The sequence below is a fragment of the Streptomyces sp. NBC_01077 genome, from assembly GCF_045162855.1.
Classification (GTDB): Bacteria; Actinomycetota; Actinomycetes; order Streptomycetales; family Streptomycetaceae; genus Streptomyces.
The window spans coordinates 1,716,580-1,741,733 of record NZ_CP108669.1; the positions used below are offsets into that span (position 1 = coordinate 1,716,580).

At 74.2% G+C, this 25,154-nt stretch carries 3 protein-coding genes (1 of these 3 running past the window's edge); all 3 read right to left on the reverse strand.

Annotation, left to right across the window (positions count from 1 at the left end):
• Tightly spaced (each overlapping or abutting the next), the 3 genes in view from ccrA to OG462_RS07610 form a layout consistent with a single transcriptional unit that may run on beyond the window.
• The gene (ccrA, locus tag OG462_RS07600; protein ID WP_187621330.1) at positions 1-1,245 is read right to left on the reverse strand and encodes a crotonyl-CoA carboxylase/reductase; all 1,245 of its coding nucleotides are present in this window, start codon (positions 1,243-1,245) and stop codon (positions 1-3) included.
• Positions 1,245-19,454: a non-ribosomal peptide synthase/polyketide synthase gene (locus tag OG462_RS07605; RefSeq protein WP_406055711.1), complete on the reverse strand. Its 18,210-nt coding sequence runs from the start codon at positions 19,452-19,454 to the stop codon at positions 1,245-1,247. The genes ccrA and OG462_RS07605 overlap by 1 nt, the downstream gene beginning before the upstream one ends.
• A protein-coding gene (locus tag OG462_RS07610; protein ID WP_406055713.1) for an amino acid adenylation domain-containing protein crosses the window boundary here: on the reverse strand, positions 19,451-25,154 show its end. 8,522 nt of this gene lie beyond the right edge of the window; 5,704 of the gene's 14,226 nt are visible here — the last part of the coding sequence; the start codon falls outside the window, past its right edge; its stop codon occupies positions 19,451-19,453. The genes OG462_RS07605 and OG462_RS07610 overlap by 4 nt, the downstream gene beginning before the upstream one ends.

Below are 25,154 nucleotides of genomic sequence, written 5' to 3' on the forward strand. Positions count from 1 at the left end.
TCAGCGCATATCCGTGAGGCCCGGTTCCGGCGCGTTCACGAGGACCGCCACATTTCCGGGAGGCTGCTTGTTCTCGTAGACCATCTGGTGCGCCCGGCCGATCTCGGCGAACGGCAGGGCGAGGCTGAGGCAGGGGTCGATGTGGCCGGCCGCGACGAGCTCGATGATCGCCGCGGTCTGGCGTACGTTCGCGGCGTGCGAGCCCTGGAGCCGCTTCTGGAACATCCAGAGGAACCGCAGGTCGATGTCGCCGTTGTAGCCGCTGGTGCCGGCGCAGGTGACAACCATGCCGGCCCGGTCGCAGACGTAGACCGAGGTCGGCAGGGTGGCCCGTCCCGGGTGTTCCAGGACGATGGCGGGGTCTCTGCGCTCGCCGAGCGCGTCCCAGAAGGCCCGGCCGAAGGAGCGGACCCCGGAGAGCCATTCCCGGTAGGCGACGGTGTCGCTCGAATCGGGCAGCCGACCCCAGTGGTCGAAATCATTCCGATTGATGACGCCGTGCGCTCCCAGGCGCTTACAGTAGTCGAATTTATCGTCGTCCGAAACCACGGCGACCGGAATTCCGCCGAAGTATTTCACGATCTGTATCGCCATGGATCCGAGACCGCCGGCGCCGCCCCAGACGAGGACGGGATCGCCCGGCCGGACCGTGTGCGGGTGCCATCCCATGAGCATGCGGTACGAGGTGGAGCCACCGCCGAGGAAGCAGCCGGCCTCCTCCCAGGTGAGGTGCGGGGGCTTCTTGTGGCACTGGTACTCGTCGGCCACGGTGAACTGCGCGAAGGAGCCGTGGTTCGACTCGTAGCCCCACGCCCGCTGGGAGCGGGAGGCGGTCGGGTCGGTGCCGAGGCGGATGTCGGGGGCCGACTCGTCCCAGGCGACGCCGCCGACGATCACGTGGTCGCCGACCTTGAGCTGCTTGACCCCCTCGCCGACGGCCCAGACCACTCCGGCGCCCTCGGATCCGGCGATGTGGAAGTCGAGCGGATCGCCGGCCCGTTGGCGGTCGGCGATGACATCGGCGGGGGTGCCGAGTCCGGCCCAGACGCCGTTGTAGTTGATCCCGGCGGCCATCACCCAGATGAGGACCTGCCCGCGGCCGACCGGCGGCACGTCCACGGTCTCGACCTGGATCGACTGCTCGGGCGGGCCGTACCGCTCGCGCCGGATCACGCCGGCGTGCATGCGACGGGGCACCTCGCCCAGGGGCGGTGTCTCCCCCAGTGCGTACAACTCCTTCTTCATCAGCTGTCCTTCCGTGTGGTGCGGGCGTTCAGATGGGCGGCGAGCGCGCCGCCGACGACGGCCAGCGGCTCGGGCCGCAGCATGTCCTCGTGGCGGCAGTCGACCGGGTGGACGGCGATGGCGCCGCCGACGTACGGGCGCCAGCGGTCCGCCTTCTCGGCGACGGCGTCCGCGGGGACCTGCCCGGAACCGTGCCGGGAGTCGCTCCCTCCGGAACCGCCGTTCGCGACGAACAGCAGCAGGTCGCCCGTGAACCGGCGCGGGGCGAAGCCCGCGCGCAGCTCGACGCCGGTGCGGTACGCGTCCACGAGGGCGCCGACCCGGTCGGCGAGCAGCGCCGCGAGCGGTCCGCCGCGGGCCCGCAGCAGCGCGGCGCCCGCCTCGGGGGTGAGCTCCTCCTCGCCGCGGTCGGGGCCGACGCCGGCCGCGTCGAGGAGGGCGCCGAGGACCTGCGCCGCCGGGGGCACGACGACCGGGTCGCCGGGCCGCGCCGGGTAGGAGTCAAGGACCGCGACGGTCGCGACCTCCTCTCCGGCCTCCTCCAGGAGGACCGCGGCCGCCTGGGCGACCAGGCCGCCGAGCGACCAGCCCACCAGGTGGTAGGGGCCGGACGGCTGGACGGAGCGGATCCGCTCCACGTAGTCCGAGGCGGCCTCCTCCAGGCTCGCCGGGCGGTGGCCGGGCTCGGCGAATGCGCGGGCCTGGAGGCCGTACACCGGGTGGCCGGCCGGCAGGTGCCGCAGCAGGGCCGCGTACCGCCAGCTCAGGCCGCCGGCGGCGTGGAAGCAGAACACCGGCGGAAGGTCACCGCGGGTGCGCAGCGGCAGCAGGACGTCCAGCGCTCCGGCGGCGTCCGCGTCCTCGTCGTCGTCGTCGAGGGCGGCTACGAGTCCGGCGACCGTGGGCGCCAGGAACAGCGCCTGGATGCCGAGTTCGACGCCGAGGACGGCGCGGATCCGGCTGACGAGTCCGGCCGCGAGCAGCGAGTTGCCGCCGAGGGCGAAGAAGTCGTCGTCGATGCCGGCCGCGTCGACGCCGAGGACGTCGGCGAACAGGCCGCACAGCAGCTCCTCGCGGGGGGTGCGCGGGCCGCGTCCGGTGCGCGCGGCGCCGTCGGCGGGGGCGGGGGCGGGCAGCGCCGCCCGGTCCAGCTTGCCGTTCGCGGTGAGCGGCAGCGCGTCGAGCAGGACGACCGCGGCCGGGACGAGGTAGTCCGGCAGCGTCTCGGCGAGCCGGGCGCGCATCTCCGCCGCGCCCGGGGCGGGTTCGCCGGGCACGGGCACCGTGTAGGCGACGAGGCGCTTGTCGCCGGGCCGGTCCTCACGGACCAGGGAGACCGCGTGCGCCACGCCGGGCAGGGCCGCGAGCGCGCCGTCGACCTCGCTGAGCTCGATCCGGAAACCGCGCAGCTTCACCTGGTCGTCGGCCCGGCCGACGAACTCAAGGGCGCCGTCCGGGCGGCGGCGTGCCAGGTCGCCGGAGCGGTACATCCGCGTCCCCGGATCTCCGAACGGGTCGGCCACGAACGAACGGGCGGTGAGCGCAGGGTCGTTCTCGTAGCCGCGGGCGAGCCCGGAGCCCGCGAGGTACAGCTCGCCGACGGCCCCGGCGGGGACCGGCTCCAGCTCCGGGGAGAGCACATAGGCCGCCATCCCGTGCAGCGGGACGCCGATCGGCACGTTGTCCGGGACCGGGTCGCCCGCCCCCATGATGTGGTGGGTGGCGAACACGGTGGTCTCGGTGGGCCCGTAGCCGTTGCTGACGACGGTGCCGGGGCAGGCGACGAGGACCTTGCGGACGGCGTCGGCGGGGACGACGTCACCGCCGGTGCGCACCTCGCGGACTCCGGCGAAGCAGTCCGGCTCCTCCTCGGCCAGCCAGCGGAACAGGCCGGCCGTCAGCCAGAGTCCGGTGACGCACTCGGCGACCAGCAGCCGGGCCAGGTCCCTCAGATCGGTCTCACCGGGCGGGGCGACGACGACCGTGCCGTGGTTCAGCAGCGGCCCCCACAGCTCCAGCAGGGCCGCGTCCCAGGCGTGCGACGAGTGGAACAGCATCCGCTCCCGAGCGCCCGGGGCCCAGCAGGGCTCGTCGGCGAGCTCGACGACGTCGCGGTGGGTGACCGCCACGCCCTTGGGCGCGCCGGTGGAGCCGGAGGTGAACAACACGTACGCCAGCCGGTCCGCCTCGACGGGCGTGCCGGGGTCGGTGGGGTCCAGGCGGGCCGGGCGCGGGTCGGTGTCCACGGCGACGGTCGTGACGCCGTCGTCCGGGCCGCCGGCCCGGTCGGCGGCGCGGGCCGCGTCGGTGAGCAGCACGCGCGCGCCTGCCCGGTCGAGGACGGTCCGCTGCCGCTGTGCGGGGTGGGCGGGCGCCAGCGGGACGCAGACCGCGCCCGCCTTGAGGACGGCGAGGAAGGCGACGACCAGCAGCAGCGACCGGTCGAGCAGGATGCCGACCCGGTCCTCCGGGCCGGTGCCCAGCTCGTGCAGCAGCCGGGCCAGCCGGTTGGCCCGCTCGTCCAGTTCCCCCCATGTGAGCCGCTCGTCTCCGAGGGACACCGCGACGGCGTCCGGGGTGCGGGCGGCGAGGGCGGCGACCCGGCCGTGGATCGTGTCGCCGGTGCCGCCGTGCGCGCCTGCGGCGAGCGGGGTCCGCGTGCCGCCGGCGGCGAGCGCGCGGCGCTCCTCGCGGGACAGCGCCGAGACGCGCCCCACCGGCTGTTCCGGGTCGGCGGCCACCGCCTCCAGGACGCGGGTCAGCCGCTCCAGCAGGGTGGGGGCGGTCGTCGCGCCGAGCACCTCGGGCCGGTGGTCGAGACGGAACCGCAGGCCCTGCGAGCGCAGCGACGCAACCAGCAGCAGCGGGTAGTGGGCCGCGTCACGGCCCTGGACCGCGGTGGCGCGCAGCCGGGACGGGGAGCGCTCGGTGTCCTCGGGCAGCGGGTAGTTCTCGTACACGAGCGCGGTGTCGAACAGCGGCCGGACGCCCGCGATCCGGTGCACGTCGGCGAGGCCGAGGTACTGGTGGGTGCGCAGGGCGGTCTGTTCGTCCTGGACGCGGGCCAGGGCGGCGCTCCAGCTTTCGGAGCGGTCGAACCGGACTCGTACCGGCAGGGTGTTGATGAACAGGCCGATCATGTTCTCGGCGCCGGGCAGCTCCGGCGGCCGGCCGGAGACCGTGGTGCCGAACAGGACGTCGTCGCGTCCGAGGTGACGGCCGAGGACGAGCGCCCAGGCCGTCTGGACCACGGTGTTCATGGTGACACCGGCCCGGGCCGCCTGCGCCTGGAGGGTCGCGGTGAGCTCCGGCGACAGGTCGTGCACGAGCTGCTCGGGCAGCGCGGGTCCGGCCGGTTCCCGGCCGGGGGCTAGCAGGGTGGGCTCCTCGATCCCGGCGAGGGTGTCGCGCCAGGCCCGTTCGCTCACCGTGCGGTCCTGTGCGGCGAGCCAGTCGACGTACGAGCGGAACGGGGCGGGGGCGGGCAGCGTCGCCGCGTCGCCGCCGTTCTCGTACAGGGTGACCAGTTCGCGCAGGAACAGCGGCATGGACCAGCCGTCGAGCAGGATGTGGTGCTTGGTGATGACCAGCCGGTGCCGTTCGGCGCCGAGGCGGATCAGCAGGAAGCGGACCAGCGGCGGCTGGCTCAGGTCGAACCGGCGGCCGCGGGCGGCCTCGGTGAGCGCCGTGAGTTCGCGCTGCGCGGTGTCGTCGGGCAGCGCGCCGAGGTCGGCCTCGTCCCAGGGCAGGGCCGCGGTGCGCGGCACGACCTGGACGGCCGCTCCGTCCGCGCGGTGGTGGAAGCCCGCCCGCAGGTTGGGGTGCCGGTCGAGGACGCTCTGTCCGGCGGTGCGCAGGGCGGCCGGGTCCAGCGGGCCTTCGAGGTCGAGGACGAGTTGGACGGTGTAGACGTCCGTGCCGCTGTCGTCCGCCTGGAGGGCGTGGAAGAACAGGCCCTCCTGGAGCGGGGTGAGCGCGAATGCGTCGTCCAGTCCGCCGGGTGCGGCGGCGAAGTCGTCGATCTCGGGCTGGGTCAGCCCGGACGTCGGCAGGTCGCCGGGGGTGAGCCCGTCACCGCGCTCGGACTGGCCGGGGTCGGCGAGGGCGCGCAGGGCGGTGAACCACAGCTCGGCGAGCTCCTCCATCTCGGCGCGGTCGAAGAGTCCGGCGGGCCAGGAGTACGTGACGTGGAGCCGGGGCCCGCCGTCGCCGTCCCGGGTGACCGCGTTGATCTCGACGGAGTGGCCGAACGGCATGCCCGGATCGGCGGGGAGCAGCGGGATCCGCAGGTCGGACGCGCTGGACCAGCCGGCGGGTCCGGCCTCGCCGAGGGTGTCGCCGCCGCTGCCGACCCGGCCGAGGTAGTTGAAGCCGATCTGCGGGGCGGCGGCGCCCGCCAGGGCGAGCGCGGTGTCCGCGTTGAGGTAGCGGAGCAGGCCGTAGCCGAGTCCGTTGTCGGGCAGCGCGCGCAGTTGCTCCTTGATCTGCCCCAGCGCGGCGGCGGTCGCGGCGCCGCCGTCCAGCGCCTCGTCCAGGTCGAGCGGGCCGGGATCGAGCCGGACGGGGAAGCGGCTGGTGAACCAGCCGACCGTGCGGGACAGGTCGAGGGTCTCGTCGAGTTCCTCGCGGCCGTGGCCCTCCATGTCGACGAGGACCGCGTGGGACGCGTCCTGGGTCCAGCGGCGGCGCCAGCGGGCGACCGCGAGGGTCAGGCCGGTGAGCAGCACGTCGTTGATCTGGGTGCGGAACCGGGCCGGAACGTCGGTCAGCAGCGCCGTCGTCAGGTCCGCGGGGAGGGCGGCCGTCAGGTGCTCGGCGGTCTCCCGGGTGTCGACGGCGGGGTCGAGAGGGCGCGCGCCGAGGAGCGGGTCGCGGCCCTGCGTCTGCTGCCGCCACAGCGGGAGTTCGGCGATCCGGGCCGGGTTCTGCGCCTCCATGACGAGGGCCTGCGCCCAGCGGCGGAAGGTCGTGCCGACCGGGGCGGGCCGCGGGTCGCGGCCGTCGCGGGCGGCCTGCCAGGCGGCGGCGAGGTCCGGCAGCAGGATCCGCCACGACACGCCGTCGACGACGAGGTGGTGCAGGAGGACGAGGAGGAGGCCCTGCTCGTCCGGGCCGGCGTCGAACCAGACGACCTGGAGCAGGACGCCGTTCTCCGGGTCGAGCCGGCGCCGGGCCTCCTCGCCGTGCGCGGAGACCGCGGCGGCGACGTCGCCGGCGTCGGCCGCGGCGTCCCGGACGTCGACACGGCTGACGCAGGCACGGGCGTCGACCGTGCCGCGCGGCGCGGTCTCCAGATTCCACGGCAGGCCGAGTGCGGCACCGGTGAGCCGTGCGCGCAGCACGTCGTGGTGGTCGACGACGGCCTGGACGGCCCGGGTCAGCTCGTCCTGTCCGAGGCCGCCGGGAACCCGGAGCAGCACGGACTGGTTGAGGCCCTGGAACGGGCCGCCGAGCTGGTGCAGCCAGCGGACCACCGGGGTGCCGGGGACGGCGCCGACGCCGTCGTCGGCGACGGGCGCGGCCTCGGCGGCGGCGGGGCGGATCGCGGACACCAGCTCCGCGACGGTCTGGTGGCGGAAGATGTCCCGCGGTGTGAGGACGAGCCCGGCCTGGCGGGCCCGGCCGGCGACCTGGATGGCGTTGATGCTGTCGCCGCCCAGGGCGAAGAAGTTGTCGTCGGCGCCGACGCCGGCCAGGCCGAGGACCTCGCCGACGATCCGGCAGAGCAGAGCCTGCGGGTCGTCGTCGGCGGACGGCTCCGGGGACCGTTCCGCCGCCGGGGCGGCCGGGGCGGTCCCGGGCTGCTCGGGGGCGGGCAGCGCGGCTTTGTCGGTCTTGCCGTTGACGGTCAGCGGGACCCGGTCGATCTCCATGAGGACGGACGGCAGCAGGTGCGCAGGCAGGGCGGCCCGCAGGTACGTCCGTACCGCTCCGAGGTCGAGTCCGGCACCCGCCTCCGCGACGAGGTAGCCCACGAGCTGCCGAACGCCCGGACGGTCCTCCCGTACGGTCGCCACGGCGCGCGCGACGCCCGGCGCGCCCGTCAGGGCGGCCTCCACCTCGCCGAGTTCGATCCGGAAGCCGCGCAGCTTCACCTGGCCGTCGGCCCGGCCGACGAACCGCAGCCGGCCGTCGCGCATCCGGCTGACCACGTCGCCGGTGCGGTACATCCGGCTGCCGGCCGGCCCGAACGGGTCGGCGACGAACCGCTCGGCGCTCAGGCCGGGCCGGCGGAGGTAGCCCCGGGCCACGCCGATCCCGGCGACGTAGAGCTCGCCGGGGACGCCGACCGGGACCGGCCGCAGCCGGTGGTCGAGCACGTGGACGCGGGTGTTGGGCAGCGGGCCGCCGATCGGCGGCACCCCGGCCTCGGGGGCGAGCGGCCCGGCCATGGTGCACGAGACCGTGGTCTCGGTGGGGCCGTACGCGTTGAACATGCGCCGCCCGGGCGCCCAGGTGGCGACCAGACCGGCCGGGGCGGCCTCGCCGGCCGTCACAAGGGTGCGGACGGTGCGCAGGCTCGCGGGCGAGAGCTGGGCGAGCACCGCGGGCGGCAGCGTCGCGTGGGTCACGCCCTGCTCGCGCAGCAGCGCGGGCAGTTCGGCGACCTGGAGCAGCATGTCGGCCGGGCCGAGCACCAGGCACGCGCCGGCGGACAGCGGGGTGCAGATCTCCGACATCGCGGCGTCGAAGCTGAGCGACGCGAACTGCAGGGCCCTGCTTCCCGGGCCCATCGCGTACGGACCGGTCCGGGCCAGGACGATGTTGGGGATGCCGCCGTGCTCGACGACGACGCCCTTGGGGCGGCCGGTGGAGCCGGAGGTGTAGATCACGTACGCGGGCGTGCGGGCCGTCAGCGAGGCGGTCCGGTCGGCGTCGACCGGGTTCCGCGCCTGCTGGGCGGCGAGTGCGGCGACGGTGTCCGGCGCATCGACGACGATCCGCCCGGCGGCGACCGCGGACGGCACGCGCTCCTCGGCGTCGGCGCTGGTGACGACCAGGCAGGGCCGGGCGTCCTCGAAGAAGTACGCGATGCGGTCGGCCGGGTATTCGGTGTCGACCGGCAGGTAGGCCGCGCCGGACTTCAGCACGGCGAGCACGGCGACGATCATCTCCGGCGACCGCGGCACCGCGATCGCCACGATCGACTCCGGACCCGCGCCCCGCCCGATCAGCAGATGCGCCAGCCGGTTCGCGCGCTCGTTCAGCTCCGCGTACGTCAGGGTCACATCGCCCGCGGACAGGGCGGGCGCGTCGGGGGTACGGGCGACCTGGGCCTCGATCAGCTCGGGGACGAGGAGGTCCGGGAGCGGGCGGGTGGTGTCGTTCCAGCCGTGGAGCAGCAGCTCGCGCTCGGCGGCGTCGAGGATGTCGAGGTCCTCGATCCGCCGGTCGGCGTCCGCGACCACGGCCTTCAGGACGGTGACGAGACGCTGCGCCATCGCCTCGACCGTCGCGCGGTCGAAGAGGTCCGCCGCGTAGGCCACGGTGCCGTGCAGGCCGGCCGGTCCGTCCTCGTCGGAGCGCTGCTCGGAGAGCCGCACCGACAGGTCGAACTTGGCGCGCCCGGCCCCGTCGCCGGCCGGCTCGCCGACGGCGTCGACGGCCAGTCCGGCGAGGCGCACATCGGCCCGCGAGACGTTGTCCAGGGAGAGCATGACCTGGAACAGCGGGTGGTGGGCGGCCGACCGGCGCGGCGCGACCGCGTCCACGACCCGCTCGAACGGCACGTCCTGGTGGGCGTAGGCGGCGAGGTCGGTCTCCCGGACCCGGGCCAGCAGGTCACGGAAGGACGGGTTCCCGGAGGTGTCCGTGCGCAGCACCAGCGTGTTGACGAAGAAGCCGACCAGGTCGTCGAGTGCCTCGTCGCCGCGCCCCGCGACCGGTGTGCCGAGCGGGACGTCCGTACCCGCGCCGAGGCGGGTCAGCAGGCTCGCCAGCGCCGCCTGGAGGACCATGAAGACCGTGGTCCGGCTGGAGCGGGCGAGGTCGAGCAGCCCGGCGTGCAGCTCGCCGTCGAGCGTGAGCGGCACGAGTCCGCCCTCGTGGCCTGCCTCCTCCGGGCGGGGCCGGTCGGTGGGCAACGCCAGCACTTCGGGCAGGCCCGCGAGGGTCTGCGTCCAGTGGGCGAGCCGGCGGGCGATCTCGCTGTCCGGGTCGGCCTCGTCGCCCAGTACCTCGCGCTGCCACAGCGCGTAGTCCGCGTACTGGACCGGGAGCGGCGCCCACTGCGGCGCGCCGCCCTCGGCGCGCGCGAGGTACGCGGCGGCCAGGTCCCGGACCAGGGGCCGCATCGAGGAGGCGTCGCCGGCGATGTGGTGCAGCACCAGCACGAGGACGTGGTCCTCCGGTCCCAGCTCCAACAGCTGGGCGCGCAGCGGCAGATCGGTGTCCAGAACGAAGTCGGTGCGCTGCGCGGCGGCCACGGCCGCCTCGACGGCGGACTCCTCGACCTGGACGACGTGCAGATAGGGGCGCGCCTCGGCCGGGTCGAGCACGACCTGCGCGGGCGTACCGTCGGACGTCGCCGGGAAGACGGTGCGCAGGGACTCGTGGCGGGTCACCACGTCGGCGAGCGCGTTCTCCAGCGCGACGGCGTCCAGCGGGCCGCGGAGCCGGGTGACCATCGGGATGTTGTACGTGCCGGCCGTCGCACCGAGCCGGCTCAGCGCCCAGAGGCGGCGCTGCGCGTAGGAGAGCGGGATCTCGGCCGGCCGCTGCCACGGGACGAGCGCGGGCCTGGTCTCCCCTCCTCGCTCCAGGTACGGGGCGAGGGCGGCGACGGTCGGGGTCTCGAACAGTGCGCGGACGGGGAGTTCGACGCCGAGGACGGTGCGTACCCGGGACACGAGCCGGGTCGCGAGCAGGGAGTGCCCGCCGAGGTCGAAGAAACTGTCGTCGACCCCGACCCGGGCCAGGCCCAGGATCTCCGCGAACAGACCGCAGAGGATGTCCTCCTGGGCCGTGCGCGTCTCACGGCGGACGACGCCGGAGGCGGTGGGCGCTGGCAGGGCCTTGCGATCCGTCTTGCCGTTCGGCGTCAACGGCACCGCGTCGAGGATCACGACCGCCGACGGGACCATGTACTCCGGCAGCAGCCCGCCGACCGCACGGCGAACCGCCTCTGTTTCCAGGGCCGTTCCCTCGGCGGGGACGACGTAGCCGACGAGCCGGCGGTCGTTCGGGGAGTCCTCACGGACCATGGCGACGGCACGGGCCACGCCCTCCACCTTCGACAGCGCGGACTCGACCTCGCCGAGCTCGATGCGGTAGCCCCGCACCTTCACCTGATCGTCGACACGACCGACGAACTCCAGAACACCCGCGTCCGTCCACCGGACCAGGTCACCCGTCCGATACATCCGCGCACCAGGCGCACCGAACGGATCCGTGACGAACCGCTCCGAGGTCAGACCCGGACGCCCGAGATAGCCACGGGCCACACCATCACCGCCGATGTACAACTCACCCGACACACCCGGCGGAACCAGACGCAGACGACCGTCGAGAACATAGACCTGCGTGTTGGCGATCGGCGCGCCGATCGGCGTACCACCGTCACCCGACAACAGGGCACTGGTCGACCAGATCGTCGTCTCCGTCGGCCCGTACATGTTCCACACCGACGCACCCGCCCCCGCCAACACACCCGCAAGACCGGCATCCACCGCCTCGCCGCCGACCAGGATCCTCAGACCCCGCGCAGCCTCGGGGTCCGTCTCCGTCAGCGCACGCCACAGACTCGGCGTCGCCTGCACCACCGACACCGCCTCGGACCGCACCAGAGCGCCCAACCGCGCCGGGTCACGCACCACATCACGATCCGCGATCACCACAACGGCACCGGAGACCAGCGGCAGGAAGACCTCAAGCAGCGAAATGTCGAAGCCGAACGTCGTCACCGCCAGCCACTTCTCCCCCGCCGAAAGCCCCACCTGCGAGCCCATCGACCACAAGAAGTTCCGCAGCGCACCATGCGGCACGACCACACCCTTCGGCCGACCCGTCGACCCCGACGTGTACAGCACATAGGCCGCGTCCTGAACCGACACCTCGTCCTGAGCGGCGAGTTCCGCCGCCGGAGCCACGTCGTCCAGCAGAACGACGGGCGTGCTCACACCGTCGGGCAGACCGGTCACCGCATCCGCGGTGGAGAGCACGGCCACCGGGCGGGCGTCGGAGAGGATGTAGGCGATGCGGTCGGCCGGGAAGTCCAGATCCACCGGCAGGAACGCCCCACCCGCAAGACCCACACCCAGCATCGCCACCACCGCATCCACCGAACGCGGCACCGCCAACGCCACCACCGCACCACGACCCACACCCACACGCGTCAGCTCATTCGCCACACCCACCGCACGCGACCACAACTCCCCATACGACAACCGCACCTCACCACACACCACCGCCGGCGCCTCCGGCGCCCGCGCCGCACACTCCGCGAACCACACCGGCACCACACCCACCGGCACCACAACACCCGTCGCATTCCACCCGCTCACCAACCGCTCACGCTCGGCGGTGTCGAGGATGTCGATGTCGCCGATCGAGCGGTCGGGGTCGGCGACGACGGCGCGCAGCAGGCGCTCAAGTCGGCCGACGACGGTGTCGACGGTGTCGCGGTCGAAGAGGTCGGCGGAGTAGTCGGCGACGCCTTCGAGGCCATTCGGGACGCCGTTCGCGGTGTGCCGTTCACCGAGGCCGAGGGAGAGGTCGAACCGTGCCCAGGCGGACGCGCCGGCCTCGGCGGAGACGGTCAGGCCGGGCAGTTCGAGCGCGGCGTCGCGGGAGTTCTGCACGGTCAGCGTCACCTGGAAGAGCGGGTGACGGGTCAGCGAGCGCTGCGGGTTGAGCGCCTCGACGATCCGCTCGAACGGCAGGTCCTGGTTGGCGTACGCGGCGAGGTCGGTGTCCCGGACGCGGGCGAGCAGTTCGCGGAAGGACGGGGCGCCGGAGGTGTCCGTGCGCAGGACCAGGGTGTTCAGGAAGAAGCCGACGAGGTCGTCGAGGGTGTCGTCGGTGCGGCCGGCGATCGGGGCGCCGATCGGGATGTCGTCGCCCGCGCCGAGCCGGCTGAGGACGGACGCGAGTCCGGCCTGGAGGACCATGAAGAGGCTGGTGCCCGTGGAGCCGGCGAGGGCCAGCAGCCGGCGGTGGAGCTGGGCGTCGAAGGCGAAGCGGAGCTTCGCTCCGCGCTGGGCGCCGGTCAGCGGCCTGGGCCGGTCGGTGGGCAGGGCGAGTTCCTCCGGCAGGCCGGCGAGGACGTCGGTCCAGTGGGCGAGCTGGCGGGTGATCTCGCTGTCCGGGTCGGCCTCGTCACCGAGGAGGTCTCGCTGCCACAGCGTGTAGTCGGCGTACTGGACGGGGAGCGGCGTCCACTGCGGGGCATCGCCCTGGAGCCGGGCCGCGTAGGCCGTGGAGAGGTCCGTGGCGAGCGGGGCGAGGGACCAGGCGTCGCCGGCGATGTGGTGCAGGACGAGGACGAGGAGGTGCTCGTCCGGGCCGGTGGCGAGCAGGGTGGCCCGCAGCGGGACCTCCCGGGTCAGGTCGAAGCCGCGGCCGAGGAGTTCGGCGATCCGGTTCTGCGGGTCGGCGGTATCGGCGGGGCTCTCCTCGGAGGCGTCCAGGACGGTGAGGCCGACGGGCTGCGCCTCGCCGTGGAGGACGGCCTGACGGGGTTCGCCGTCGGTGGCGGGGAAAACCGTCCGCAGGCTCTCGTGGCGCTGTGCCACGTCGGCGAGGGCCGCGTCGAGGGCCCTCCGGTCGAGGTCTCCGGACAGGCGCAGGACCATGGGGATGTTGTAGAGCGGGCTCGTCGGGTCCATCTGATTGATGAACCACAGGCGGCGCTGGGCGAACGACAGCGGGACCGCGTCGGGCCGCTCGGCCGGGGCGGGGGCCGGGCGGGCCGAGCCGGCGCCGTCGAGGCGCTCGGCGAGACCGGCGACGGTCGGGGCCTCGAAGAGGGCCCGGATGCCGAGCTGGACTCCCAGGACCGAGCGGATGCGGCTGAGCAGCCGGGTCGCGAGCAACGAGTGGCCGCCGAGCGCGAAGAAACCGTCGTGGATGCCGACCCGGCCGACGCCGAGAACCTCGGCGAACAGGCCGCACAGGATCGCTTCCTGCGGGGTGCGCGGTTCCCGGCCCCGTACCGCCGCGGTCTGCTGCGGCGCGGGCAGGGCCGTGCGGTCGGTCTTGCCGTTCGGGGTCAGCGGCACCGCGTCGAGGGTGACGACCGCCGAGGGGACCATGTACTCGGGCAGCACGGCGGCGACATGACGGCGGACCGCCTCGGCGTCCGGGGCCGCGCCCTCGACGGGGACGAGGTAACCGACCAGACGACGGTTGCCGGGGGTGTCCTCGCGCACGGCGGCGACGGCGCGGGCGACGCCGGGGACCGCGGAGAGCGCGGACTCGACCTCGCCGAGCTCGATGCGGTGGCCGCGGACCTTCACCTGGTCGTCGGCGCGGCCGACGAACTCCAGGGCGCCGTCGGGGCGGTGGCGGACCACGTCGCCGGTACGGTACATCCGCGTGCCGGCGGGGCCGAACGGGTCGGCGACGAAGCGCTCGGCGGTGAGCGCGGTGCGGTTCAGATAGCCGCGAGCCACGCCGTCGCCGGCGAGGTACAGCTCGCCGGGGACGCCGGCCGGGACCGGGTTGAGCCGCCGGTCGAGCACGTACGCCTGGGTGTTGCGCAACGGACGGCCGATCGGGACGGCTCCGTCCGGCAGTTCCTCGCCGGGGGCGACGCGGAGCTGGACGGCGCTGACGGTGGTCTCGGTGGGGCCGTAGACGTTGAAGACCGCGCCGTCCTGGTGCCGACGGCGCCAGGGGGCGACGGCGGCCGAGGTGAGGGCCTCGCCGGCGACGAGGAGTTCGGCCTCGGCGTCGGCCGGCTCGACGGAGTCGGTGAGCGGGCCGAGGTGGCTGGGCGTCACCTTCAGCAGGCTGAAGTCCTGCTCGACGGCTCCTTCGAGGAAGTCGGTGAGCCGGATGTGCCCGCCGACGGTGAGCGGGACGTGCAGCGAGGTCACCGTGGTGTCGAAGGAGACCGAGGAGTGCAGCAGCACCGCTCCCGCGACGCCCCGGTAGTCGGCGGCGGCGCCCGCGACGTAGTCGGCGAGGCCCTCGTGACGGACGACGACGCCCTTCGGGGTGCCGGTGGAGCCGGAGGTGTAGATGACGTACGCGGCGTGGTCGGCCAGCAGCGGTCCTGTGCGGTCCGCGTCGGCGGGGTCGTCCGCGCGCTGCCCGGCGAGTTCGGCGACGGTCGCCTGGGCGTCGAGGGCCAGGAGGGGCTTGGAGACGGCCTTGGGCAGGTGCGGCACGACGTCCTGGGCGGTGACGACCAGGGCGGGCGCGGCGTCAGCCAGCATGTAGGCGATGCGGTCGGCGGGGTACTCGGTGTCGACCGGCAGGTAGGCCGCGCCGGACTTCAGCACGGCGAGCACGGCGACGATCATCTCCGGCGACCGCGGCACCGCGATCGCCACGATCGACTCCGGACCCGCGCCCCGCCCGATCAGCAGATGCGCAAGCCGGTTCGCGCGCTCGTTCAGCTCCACGTACGTCAGGGTCACGTCGCCGCCGGTCACGGCCGGTGCGTCCGGGGTGCGGGCGGCCTGGGCCTCGATCATCTGCGGCACGAGCAGGTCCGGCAGGGGGCGGGCGGTGTCGTTCCAGCCGTAGAGCAGCAGCTCGCGCTCGGCGGAGCTCAGGATGTCGAGGTCCTCGATCCGCCGGTCGGCGTCCGCGGCCACGGCCTTCAGGACGGTGACGAACCGGTCCGCCATCGCCTCGACCGTCGCGCGGTCGAACAGGTCCGTGGCGAACTCGGCGAGGGCGTCGAGGCCGTCGGGCGCGCCGTCGGCGGTGAGGCGCTCGTTGAGGCCGAAGGACAGGTCGAAGCGGGCCACGCCGCCGCTGCCCGGCTCGGCTCCGACGGTCAGACCCGGCAGCTCCAGGGTGGGGTGCGCGGTGTTCTGCAGGGCCAGCACGATCTGGAACAGGGGGTGGCGGCCGAGGGAGCGGGGCGGGTTCAGGGCCTCGACGAGGCGCTCGAACGGCACGTCCTGGTGGGCGTACGCGGCGAGGTCGGTCTCCCGGACCCGGGCCAGCAGGTCACGGAAGGACGGGTTCCCCGAGGTGTCCGTGCGCAGCACGAGCTCGTTGATGAAGAAGCCGACCAGCTCCTCCGCCGCGTCGTCGGTGCGGCCCGCGATGGGGGTGCCGATCGGGATGTCCGTACCCGCGCCGAGGCGGGTCAGCAGGCTCGCCAGCGCCGCCTGGAGGACCATGAACAGACTGGTGCCGGACTCCCGGGCGAGGCTCAGGAGCTGCCGGTGCAGCGCGGCGTCCAGGGCGAAGCGGATCCGCTCGCCCCGGTGCGAGGAGGCGTCGGGGCGCGGGCGGTCGGTGGGCAGGGTCAGCTCGTCGGGCAGGCCGGCCAGGGTCTGCGTCCAGTGGGCGAGCTGGCGGGCGATCTCGCTGTCCGGGTCGGCCTCGTCGCCCAGTACCTCGCGCTGCCAGAGCGCGTAGTCCGCGTACTGGACGGGCAGCGGGGACCACTGCGGCGCGGCGCCCTCGCACCGGGCGGTGTAGGCATCGCCCAGGTCGCGGGCGAGCGGCCGCATGGACCAGGCGTCGCCGGCGATGTGGTGCAGCACCAGCACGAGGACGTGCTCGTCCGGACCGACGGTGAGCAGCGTGGCCCGCAGCGGGGTGTGCTCGGCCAGGTCGAAACCGTGCCGGACGGTCGCGGCGACCTGCGCGGCGACCTCGTCCTCCGTGACGTCGGCGGTCCGCAGGATCCGGCCGGTCACGGTCTCGGCGTCGAGCACGACCTGCGTGGGCGTGCCGTCGGGTGCGGGGAAGACCGTCCGCAGGGACTCGTGGCGGGTCACCACGTCGGCGAGCGCGGCCTCCAGCGCGACGGCGTCCAGCGGGCCGTGCAGGCGCAGGCCGAGGGAGATGTTGTAGAGCGGGCTTTCGGTGTCGAGCTGGTTGATGAACCACAGCCGCCGCTGCGCGTACGAGAGCGGGATCTCGGCCGGCCGCCGCTGCGGGACGAGCGCGGTACGGGCGGCCGCCGCGCCGCCGCCGTCGAGGTGACGGGCGAGGGCGGCGACGGTCGGGGTCTCGAACAGTGCGCGGACGGGGAGTTCGGCCCCGAGGACGGTGCGGATCCGGGAGACGAGCCGGGTCGCGAGCAGGGAGTGCCCGCCCAGGTCGAAGAAACTGTCGTCGATCCCGACCCGGGACACGCCCAGGATCTCGGCGAACAGGCCGCAGAGGATGTCCTCCTGGGCCGTGCGCGCCTCACGGCGGACGACGCCGGAGGCGGTGGGCGCGGGCAGGGCCTTGCGGTCCGTCTTGCCGTTCGGCGTCAGCGGCACGGACTCCAGGACGACCACGCCGGAGGGGACCATGTACTCGGGGAGGAGCGCGGCGGTCAGACGACGGACCGACTCCGGGTCGAGGGAGACTCCCTCGGCGGGGACGACGTAGCCGATGAGCCGGCGGTCGTTCGGGGAGTCCTCACGGACCATGGCGACGGCACGGGCCACGCCCTCCACCTTCGACAGCGCGGACTCGACCTCGCCGAGCTCGATGCGGTAGCCCCGCACCTTCACCTGATCGTCGACACGGCCGACGAACTCCAGAACACCCGCGTCCGTCCACCGCACCAGGTCACCCGTCCGGTACATCCGCGCACCCGGCTCACCGAACGGATCCGTGACGAACCGCTCCGAGGTCAGACCCGGACGCCCGAGATAACCACGGGCCACACCCTCGCCGGCGATGTACAACTCACCCGACACACCCGGCGGAACCAGACGCAGACGACCGTCGAGAACATAGACCTGCGTATTGGCGATCGGCCCACCGATCGGCGTACCACCGTCACCCGTCAGCAGGGCACTGGTCGACCAGATCGTCGTCTCCGTCGGCCCGTACATGTTCCACACCGACGCACCCGCCCCGGCCAACACACCCGCGAGACCGGCATCCACCGCCTCACCGCCGACCAGGATCCTCAGACCCCGCGCAGCCTCCGGGTCCGTCTCCGTCAGCGCACGCCACAGACTCGGCGTCGCCTGCATCACCTCAATACCCTCGGACCGCACCAGAGCGCCCAACCGCACCGGATCACGCACCACATCACGGTCCGCGATCACCACGACCGCGCCGGAGACCAGCGGCAGGAAGACCTCAAGCAGCGAAATGTCGAAGCCGAACGTCGTCACCGCCAGCCACTTCTCCCCCGCCGACAGCCCCACCTGCGAACCCATCGACCACAAGAAGTTCCGCAGCGCCCCATGCGGAACGACCACACCCTTCGGACGCCCCGTCGACCCCGACGTGTACAACACATACGCCGCGTCCTGAACCGACACCTCGTCCTGAGCGGCGAGTTCCGCCGCCGGAGCCACGTCGTCCAGCAGCACGACGGGCGTGCTCACGCCGTCGGGCAGACCGGTCACCGCATCCGCGGTGGAGAGCACGGCCACCGGGCGGGCGTCGGAGAGGATGTAGGCGATGCGGTCGGCCGGGAAGTCCAGATCCACCGGCAGAAACGCCCCACCCGCGAGACCCACCCCCAGCATCGCCACCACCGCATCCACCGAACGCGGCACCGCCAACGCCACCACCGCACCACGACCCACACCCGCAGCGGTCAGCTCATTGGCCACACCCACCGCACGCGACCACAACTCCCCGTACGACAGACGCACCTCACCACACACCACCGCCGGCGCCTCCGGCGCCCGCGCCGCACACTCCGCGAACCACACCGGCACCACACCCACCGGCACCACAGCACCCGTCGCATTCCACCCGCTCACCAACCGATCACGCTCGGCGGCTTCCAGCACGTCTACCGCGCCCACGGGCCGGTCCGCGTCCATGACCGCGGCACGCAGCACACGCTCCAGTCGTCGCAGGATCCGTTCGGCCGCCGCACGGTCGAAGAGGTCGGGCCGGTAGTCGACGCGCACCTGCACGCCGGCGGCCGTCCGGGAGACGACGAGGGTCAGCGGGTAGTGGGTGGCGTCGCGGCCCTTCGCGCCGACGAGGCGCAGCCCGGACTCCAGCCGGGCGCCCTCGGCGGCGGGGTCCACGGGGTAGTTCTCCACGAGGACGGTGGTGTCGAAGAGTTCGCCGATGCCGGCCAGTGCCTGGATCTCGGCGAGGCCGAGGTGCTGGTGCGGGCCGAGGTCGGCCTGCTCGTTCTGCACGCGGGCGAGGGCCTTGGACCACGGTTCGTCGTGGTCGAGGGCGACGCGGACCGGGACGGTGTTGATGAAGAGGCCGACCATGGACTCGACGCCGGGCACCTCGGCCGGGCGGCCCGCCACAGTGGTGCCGAACACGATGTCGTCGCGGCCGGTGAGGCGGCCCAGGACGACGGCCCAGGCGAGCTGGACGACGGTGTTGAGGGTGACCGCGCCGGAGGCGGCGAGGTCCGCGATGCCGTCGCCGAGGTCGGCGGAGAGCAGGGTCTCGACGCGCTCCGGCATGCGGGCCTCGCGGCCGACGGCGGCCGGGGCGAGGCGGGTGGCCTCCTCGACGCCGGCGAGGGTGCGCCGCCAGACCTGCTCGGTCTCCGTGCGGTCCTGGGCGGCCAGCCACTGGAGGTAATTCTTGTACGGGGTGACCGGCGGCAGGGCCTGCTCGCCCTGCTCGTACACGGTGAAGAGTTCGCGCAGCACGACCGGCATCGACCAGCCGTCGAGCAGGATGTGGTGGTTGGTGACAACCAGCCGGTGCAGCGCGTCCTCGCGGCGGATCAGGAGGCAGCGGACCAGCGGCGGCGCGGCCAGGTCGAAGCGCTCGGCGCGGTCCTCGTCGGCGAGCCGGGCGAGTTCGGCCTCCTGCTCCTCCGCGGGCAGGTGGGTGAGGTCGGCCTCGCGCCAGGGCAGTTCGACCTCGCGGAGGATGAACTGCACCGGCTTTCCGGAGCGTACGGAGCGGAATCCGGCCCGCAGGTTGGCGTGGCGCCGCAGCAGGGCGGCCATCGCGTCCTTGAGCCGGGCCGCGTCGAGCGGTCCCTCCAGGTCGACGGCGAGCTGGACGGCGTAGACGTCGGGGCCCTCGCCGTCGTCGAGCAGGGAGTGGAACAGGAGGCCTTCCTGCAGGGGGGACAGGGGCAGGACGCCCTCGAGTCCGGACGGCTTGCGGGCCGGTCGGCTGGTGTGCGTCACGTCAGTTCCTCCAGGTCGGCCAGGTCGGCCTCGAGCTCGTCGATCTCGTCCTGGTCCAGGTCTGCCAGGGAGAGGTCGGATGTCGTCAGACTGCGGGGGGCGCCGCCGGCGGGGGCGGCGTGTGCGGTGCTGTACCGCGTGAGGGCGTCGAGGGCTTCGAACCAGAGGCCGGTGAGGGCGTCGACGTCGGCCTCGTCGAAGAGGCCGCCGGGCCAGGTCCAGGTCACGGTCAGCTCGGGTCCGGAGGGCCGGTCGTGGGTGACCGCGTTGACCTCCAGGCTGTGGGCGAACGGCAGGTCCGGGTCGGTCGGGGCGATGCGTACGTCCTCGGGCGCGGCGCCCCAGTCGGCGGGGCCGGCGGAGTGGTCGGTGCGGACGCGGCCCAGGTAGTTGAAGCCGATCTGCGGTGTGGCGCCGCCCGCGAGGAGGTCCGCGGTGCGCGGGTTGAGGTGGCGGAGCAGGCCGTATCCGGCACCCTTGGCGGGGATCGCGCGGATCTGGCCGCTCACCCGGCGCAGGGCCTCGCCGGCGGCCGGGGCTCCGCCGCGGACCTCGTGCCACTTGACGCCGGGGTCGAGGCGCAGCGGGTACATGGCCGTGAACCAGCCGACGGTGCGGGAGAGTTCGGCGCCGTCGTCGTCGGTGCGGCCGTGGCCCTCCACGTCGAGGAGCACGGGCCCGGCGCCCGGCGCGCCGCGCCTGCGACCTCGTCGCCATTCGGCGAGGGCGAGGGCGAGGGCGGTGAGCAGGATCTCGTCGGGGCCGGCGCCGGTCGCCGCGGGTACCGCGGTGAGCAGGGGCTCGGTGCGGTCGGCGGGGAGGGTGCGGGCGCGGCGCCGGGTGGTGGCGTGGGTGTCGGCGGAGGGTTCGAGGGGGCGGTCGGAGAGGAGCGGGTCGGCTTCCGCGGTCATCCTTTCCCACAACGGGAGTTCAGCCTCGACGTCGCCGCTGAGGGCACGGTCGGCGAGGCGGCGGGCCCAGGTGCGGAAGGAGGTGCGGGCGGGTGCGATCCCGGTCTCGCGACCTGCTTCGGTGTCGGTCCAGCAGGTCATGAGCTCGGGGACGAGGATGCGCCAGGAGACGCCGTCGACGACGAGGTGGTGGGCGAGGAGCAGGAGTCGTCCGGCGCGGTCGGGTCCGGCGTCGAACCAGACGGCGCGGAGCATGTCGCCCCGGTCGGGGTCGAGGGACCGGCGGGCGGTCTCTGCGTGGTCGGTGAGGAGCGGGGCGAGGGCGTCGTCGGGGACGGCGGTGATCTCGACCCGGGTGACGCGGTCGGCGGCGTCGGTCTTGCCGGCGGGCGGAACGTCCAGGGTCCAGGGGCCGTCCCCGGTCCGGTCGAGGCGGGCGCGGAGCAGGTCGTGTCCGTCGAGGACGGCTTGGACGGCGGCGACCAGGGCCGGTTCGCCGAGGCCCGCGGGGGTGCGGAGCAGGACGGACTGGTTGAAGCCCGCGACGGGGCCGCCGAGGCCGCGCAGCCATTCCATGATGGGGGTGGCGGGCACGGTCCCGGTGCCGTCGTCGGGGGCGCTCGCGGCGTCGGCGCCCGGAGCGGTGGCGGCGAGGGCGAGGGCCTCGACGGTCTGGTGCTGGAAGATGTCGCGCGGGGTGAGGACGAGTCCGGCCTCACGGGCCCGGCTGACGAGCTGGATGGAGACGATGCTGTCGCCGCCCATGGCGAAGAAGTTGTCGTCGACGGCGACCTCGGCGACGCCGAGCAGGTCGGCGAAGAGCGTGCACAGCAGTTGCTCGCGCTCGTTGCGCGGGGCGCGGCCGCCGCCGCCCTCGTACCGGGGTGCGGGCAGGGCCCTGCGGTCCAGCTTTCCGGTGCGGGTCAGGGGCAGTTCGGCGAGTTCGACGAACGCGGCGGGCGTCATGTAGTCGGGCAGCAGGGCCGCGACGTGGGCACGCAGCGCGTCGGCGTCGAGCGGCCGGCCGGCGGTCGGGACGGCGTAGGCGACCAGACGCTTGTCGCCGGGCCGGTCCTCACGGACCACGACGACGGTCTGGGCGACGGCCGGGTGGGCGGCGACGGCGGCCTCGACCTCTCCGAGCTCGATGCGGAAGCCGCGGACCTTGACCTGGGCGTCGGCGCGGCCGGCGAACTCCAGGGCGCCGTCGGCCCGCCAGCGGACCCGGTCGCCGGTGCGGTACATGCGCGATCCGGGCGGGCCGTACGGGTCGGCTACGAAGCGTTCGGCGGTGAGGCCGGGGCGGCCGGTGTAGCCGCGGGCCAGGCCCTCGCCTGCGACGTACAGTTCGCCGGTGACGCCGTCGGGGACGGGCCGCAGGGCCGTGTCGAGGACGTAGACCCGGGTGTTGTCGAGCGGGCGGCCGATGGGGAAGGCGTTGCGGGCGACGTCCTCGTCGGTGAGGGCGTGGTGGACGACGCACAGGGTGGTCTCGGTGGGGCCGTAGCTGTTGGTGAGGCGGGCTCCGGCGGTCTGCTCCAGAACCTTGCGGACGGCGGTCGCCGAGGCGGTGTCGCCGCCGACGTAGATGTCGCGCAGGTCGCGGAAGGCATCGGCGTGGTTCTCGGCGAGGAGCCGGAACACGCCCTCGCTGAACAGGCCGACGGTGACGCGGTGCCGGGTCATGGTGGCGGCCAGGGAGGCGATGTCGGTGGCGTCGCCGTCAGAGGCGACGATCAGGGCGCCGCTGAGGAGGGGGCCCCACAGTTCGTACGTGGAGGCGTCGAAGGACGGCGGGGAGTGCATGAGCACCCGGTCGCCGGCGCCGTGGCCCCAGTAGCGGTCGCGGACGAGCCCGGCGACGTTGCGGTGGGTGACGGCGACACCCTTCGGCTCACCGGTGGAGCCGGAGGTGTACATGACGTACGCGAGCCGGTCCGGGTGGATCGCAGGCAGTTCGGAGTCGGGCGCCCCGGCCGGCGGGAGCCCGTCGTCGAGAAGCAGGACGGGCGCGGAGCCGTCCGGGACGCGGGCGACGGTGGCCGTCTCGGCGAGGACGAGGACGGTCGCGGTGCCGTCGAGGATCCGGCGGGTGCGGACCTCGGGGCTGCGCACGTCGAGCGGTACGTACACGCCGCCGGCCTTGGCGACGGCGAGGGTCGCCACGACGTGGGCGGCCCGGTCGGCGAGGAGCAGCGCGATCCGGTCCTCGGGGCGGACGCCCCGGCCGAGCAGGGCGCGGGCGAGCCGGTCGGAGCGCGCGTCGAGTTCGGAGTAGGTGAGGGAGAGGTCGCCGCGGACGAGGGCGGTCGCCTCGGGGGTGCGGGCGACCTGGCGGCGGAACAGCTCGGGCAGCGACGCCTCGGGGCGCGGGTGGCCGGTGGCGTTGCGGACGACGAGGAGGTCGTGGAGTTCCGCGTCGTCGAGGACCGCGAGGCCGCTGACCGGCAGCTCTGGGGCGTGCGCGGCGGCGGTGAGGAGCCGCTGGAGCCGGGTGGCGACCGTTTCCGCGGTGGAGCGGTCGAACAGGTCGAGGGCGTACTCGATCCGGCCGAGGACGCCGTCGGCGGCGCCGTCGGCGGTGTGCCGCTCCCAGAGGCTGACGGACAGGTCGAACTTGGCGACCGGGGCGTCGGCGCCCTCGACCTCGATCCGCAGTCCGGGCAGGTCGATCTCGGGCCGGTCGGTGTTGTGCAGGATCAGCATGATCTGGAAGAGCGGGTGGCGGGCCAGGGACCGTACCGGGTTCAGCTCCTCCACCAGCCGCTCGAACGGCAGGTCCTGGTGGGTGTACGCGGCGAGGTCGGTCTCGCGGACCCGGGCGAGCAGTTCACGGAAGGTCGGGTCGCCGGAGGTGTCGGTGCGCAGGACCAGGGTGTTGACGAAGAAGCCGACCAGCTCGTCGAGGGCGTCGTCGGTGCGTCCGGCGATGGGCGTGCCGATCGGGATGTCGCCGCCGGCGCCGAGCCGGGTCAGGAGGGCGGCCAGACCGGCCTGGAGGACCATGAAGAGGCTGACGCCGTGAGCGCGGGCGAGCGCGGCGAGCGCGGCGTGGGTCTCGGCGTCGAGCTCCAGCGGCACGTTGTCGCCGCGGTAGGTGGCGACCTCGGGCCGGGGCCGGTCGGCGGGCAGGTCGAGTTCCTCGGGAAGGCCGTCGAGGGCGGCCTTCCAGTGGTCGAGCTGCCGGGTGAGCTGGCTGTCCGGGTCGGTCTCGTCGCCCATGACGGTCCGCTGCCACAGGGTGTAGTCGGCGTACTGGACCGGCAGCGGCTCCCAGGTCGGTGCGGCGCCGCGGGTACGGACGGTGTAGGCCCGGGACAGGTCGGCGAGCAGCGGGGTGAGGGACCAGCCGTCGCTGGCGATGTGGTGGGTGACGAGGACGAGCACGCAGGCGCCGGAGCCGTCGGCGGTGAGCAGGCGGGCCCGCAGCGGCGGCTGGACCGTCAGGTCGAAGCCGTCGAGGACGGTGTCGGTGATCGCCTGCTCCAGCTCGTCGGCCGGGACGGCGTGTTCGTCGAGGACGGCGGCGCCCTCGACCGGGCCGAGGACGTGCTGGCGGGGGACGCCGTCGGTCTCCGGGAAGACGGTGCGCAGGCTCTCGTGGCGGTCGGTGACGTCGCGGAGCGCGGCGCACAGGGCGGCACGGTCGAGCGTGCCGTCGAGGCGGAGCACGAGGGGCACGTTGTAGGTGGCGTTGGGGCCTTCGAGCCGGTTGAGGAACCACAGCCGGGTCTGGGCGAAGGACAGCGGGACCCGGTCGCCGCGGTCGGCGGGGACGAGCGCGGGGCGCGTCTCGCCGGGGGTGGTGAGCCGGGTGGCGACGCCGGCGACGGTCGGGGCGTCGAACAGCGCCTTGACGCCGACGCGGACCCCGAGGGTGGAGGCGATGCGGCTGAGCAGCCGCATGGCGAGCAGGGAGTGGCCGCCGAGGGCGAAGAAGTCGTCGTCGACGCCGATACGTGCGACGCCGAGGACGTCGGCGAACAGGCCGGCGAGGATCTCCTCCTCCGGGGTGCGCGGGGCGCGGGTCACCGGCCCGCCGGCGGCCTCGGGGGCGGGCAGCGCGGCCCGGTCCACCTTGCCGTTGGCCGTGAGCGGGAGCGCGTCGAGGACGACGACGGCGGTGGGCGTCATGTACTCGGGGAGCACCCCGGCGACATGGGCGCGGACGCGGTCGGGCACGAGCCGCTCGCCGGGGGCGGGGACGACGTAGGCGATGAGCCGCTTGTCGTCCCGCTGGTCCTCGCGGACCAGCGGGAGTGCCTGGCGGACACCGGGGGCGGACAGCAGGGCGGCCTCGACCTCGCCGAGTTCGATCCGGAAGCCGCGGACCTTGACCTGGTGGTCGGCCCGGCCGACGTACTCGAGGACGCCGGCGGCGTTCCAGCGGACCCGGTCGCCGGTGCGGTACATGCGCGCGCCGGGCGGGCCGTACGGGTCGGCGACGAACCGCTCGGCGGTGCCGGCGGGGCGGCCGAGGTAGCCGCGCGCCAGGCCGGTTCCGGCGATGTACAGCTCGCCGGTGACGCCGTCGGGCACGGGCAGCAGGGCAGCGTCGAGGACGTAGGCGCGGGTGTTCCACATGGGGCGGCCGAGCGGGACCGGTCCGGCGGCGAGCGGGGCGCCTGCCGGGACGCGGTGGTCGAGGACGCCGACGGTGGTCTCGGTGGGGCCGTAGTGGTTGACGACGGCGACCTGCGGGTGCCGGGCGCGCCACGCGGCGAGCTGTTCGGCGTGCAGGGCCTCGCCGCCGGTCATCAGCTCGGCGGTCGGGGAGAGTTCGTCGGGC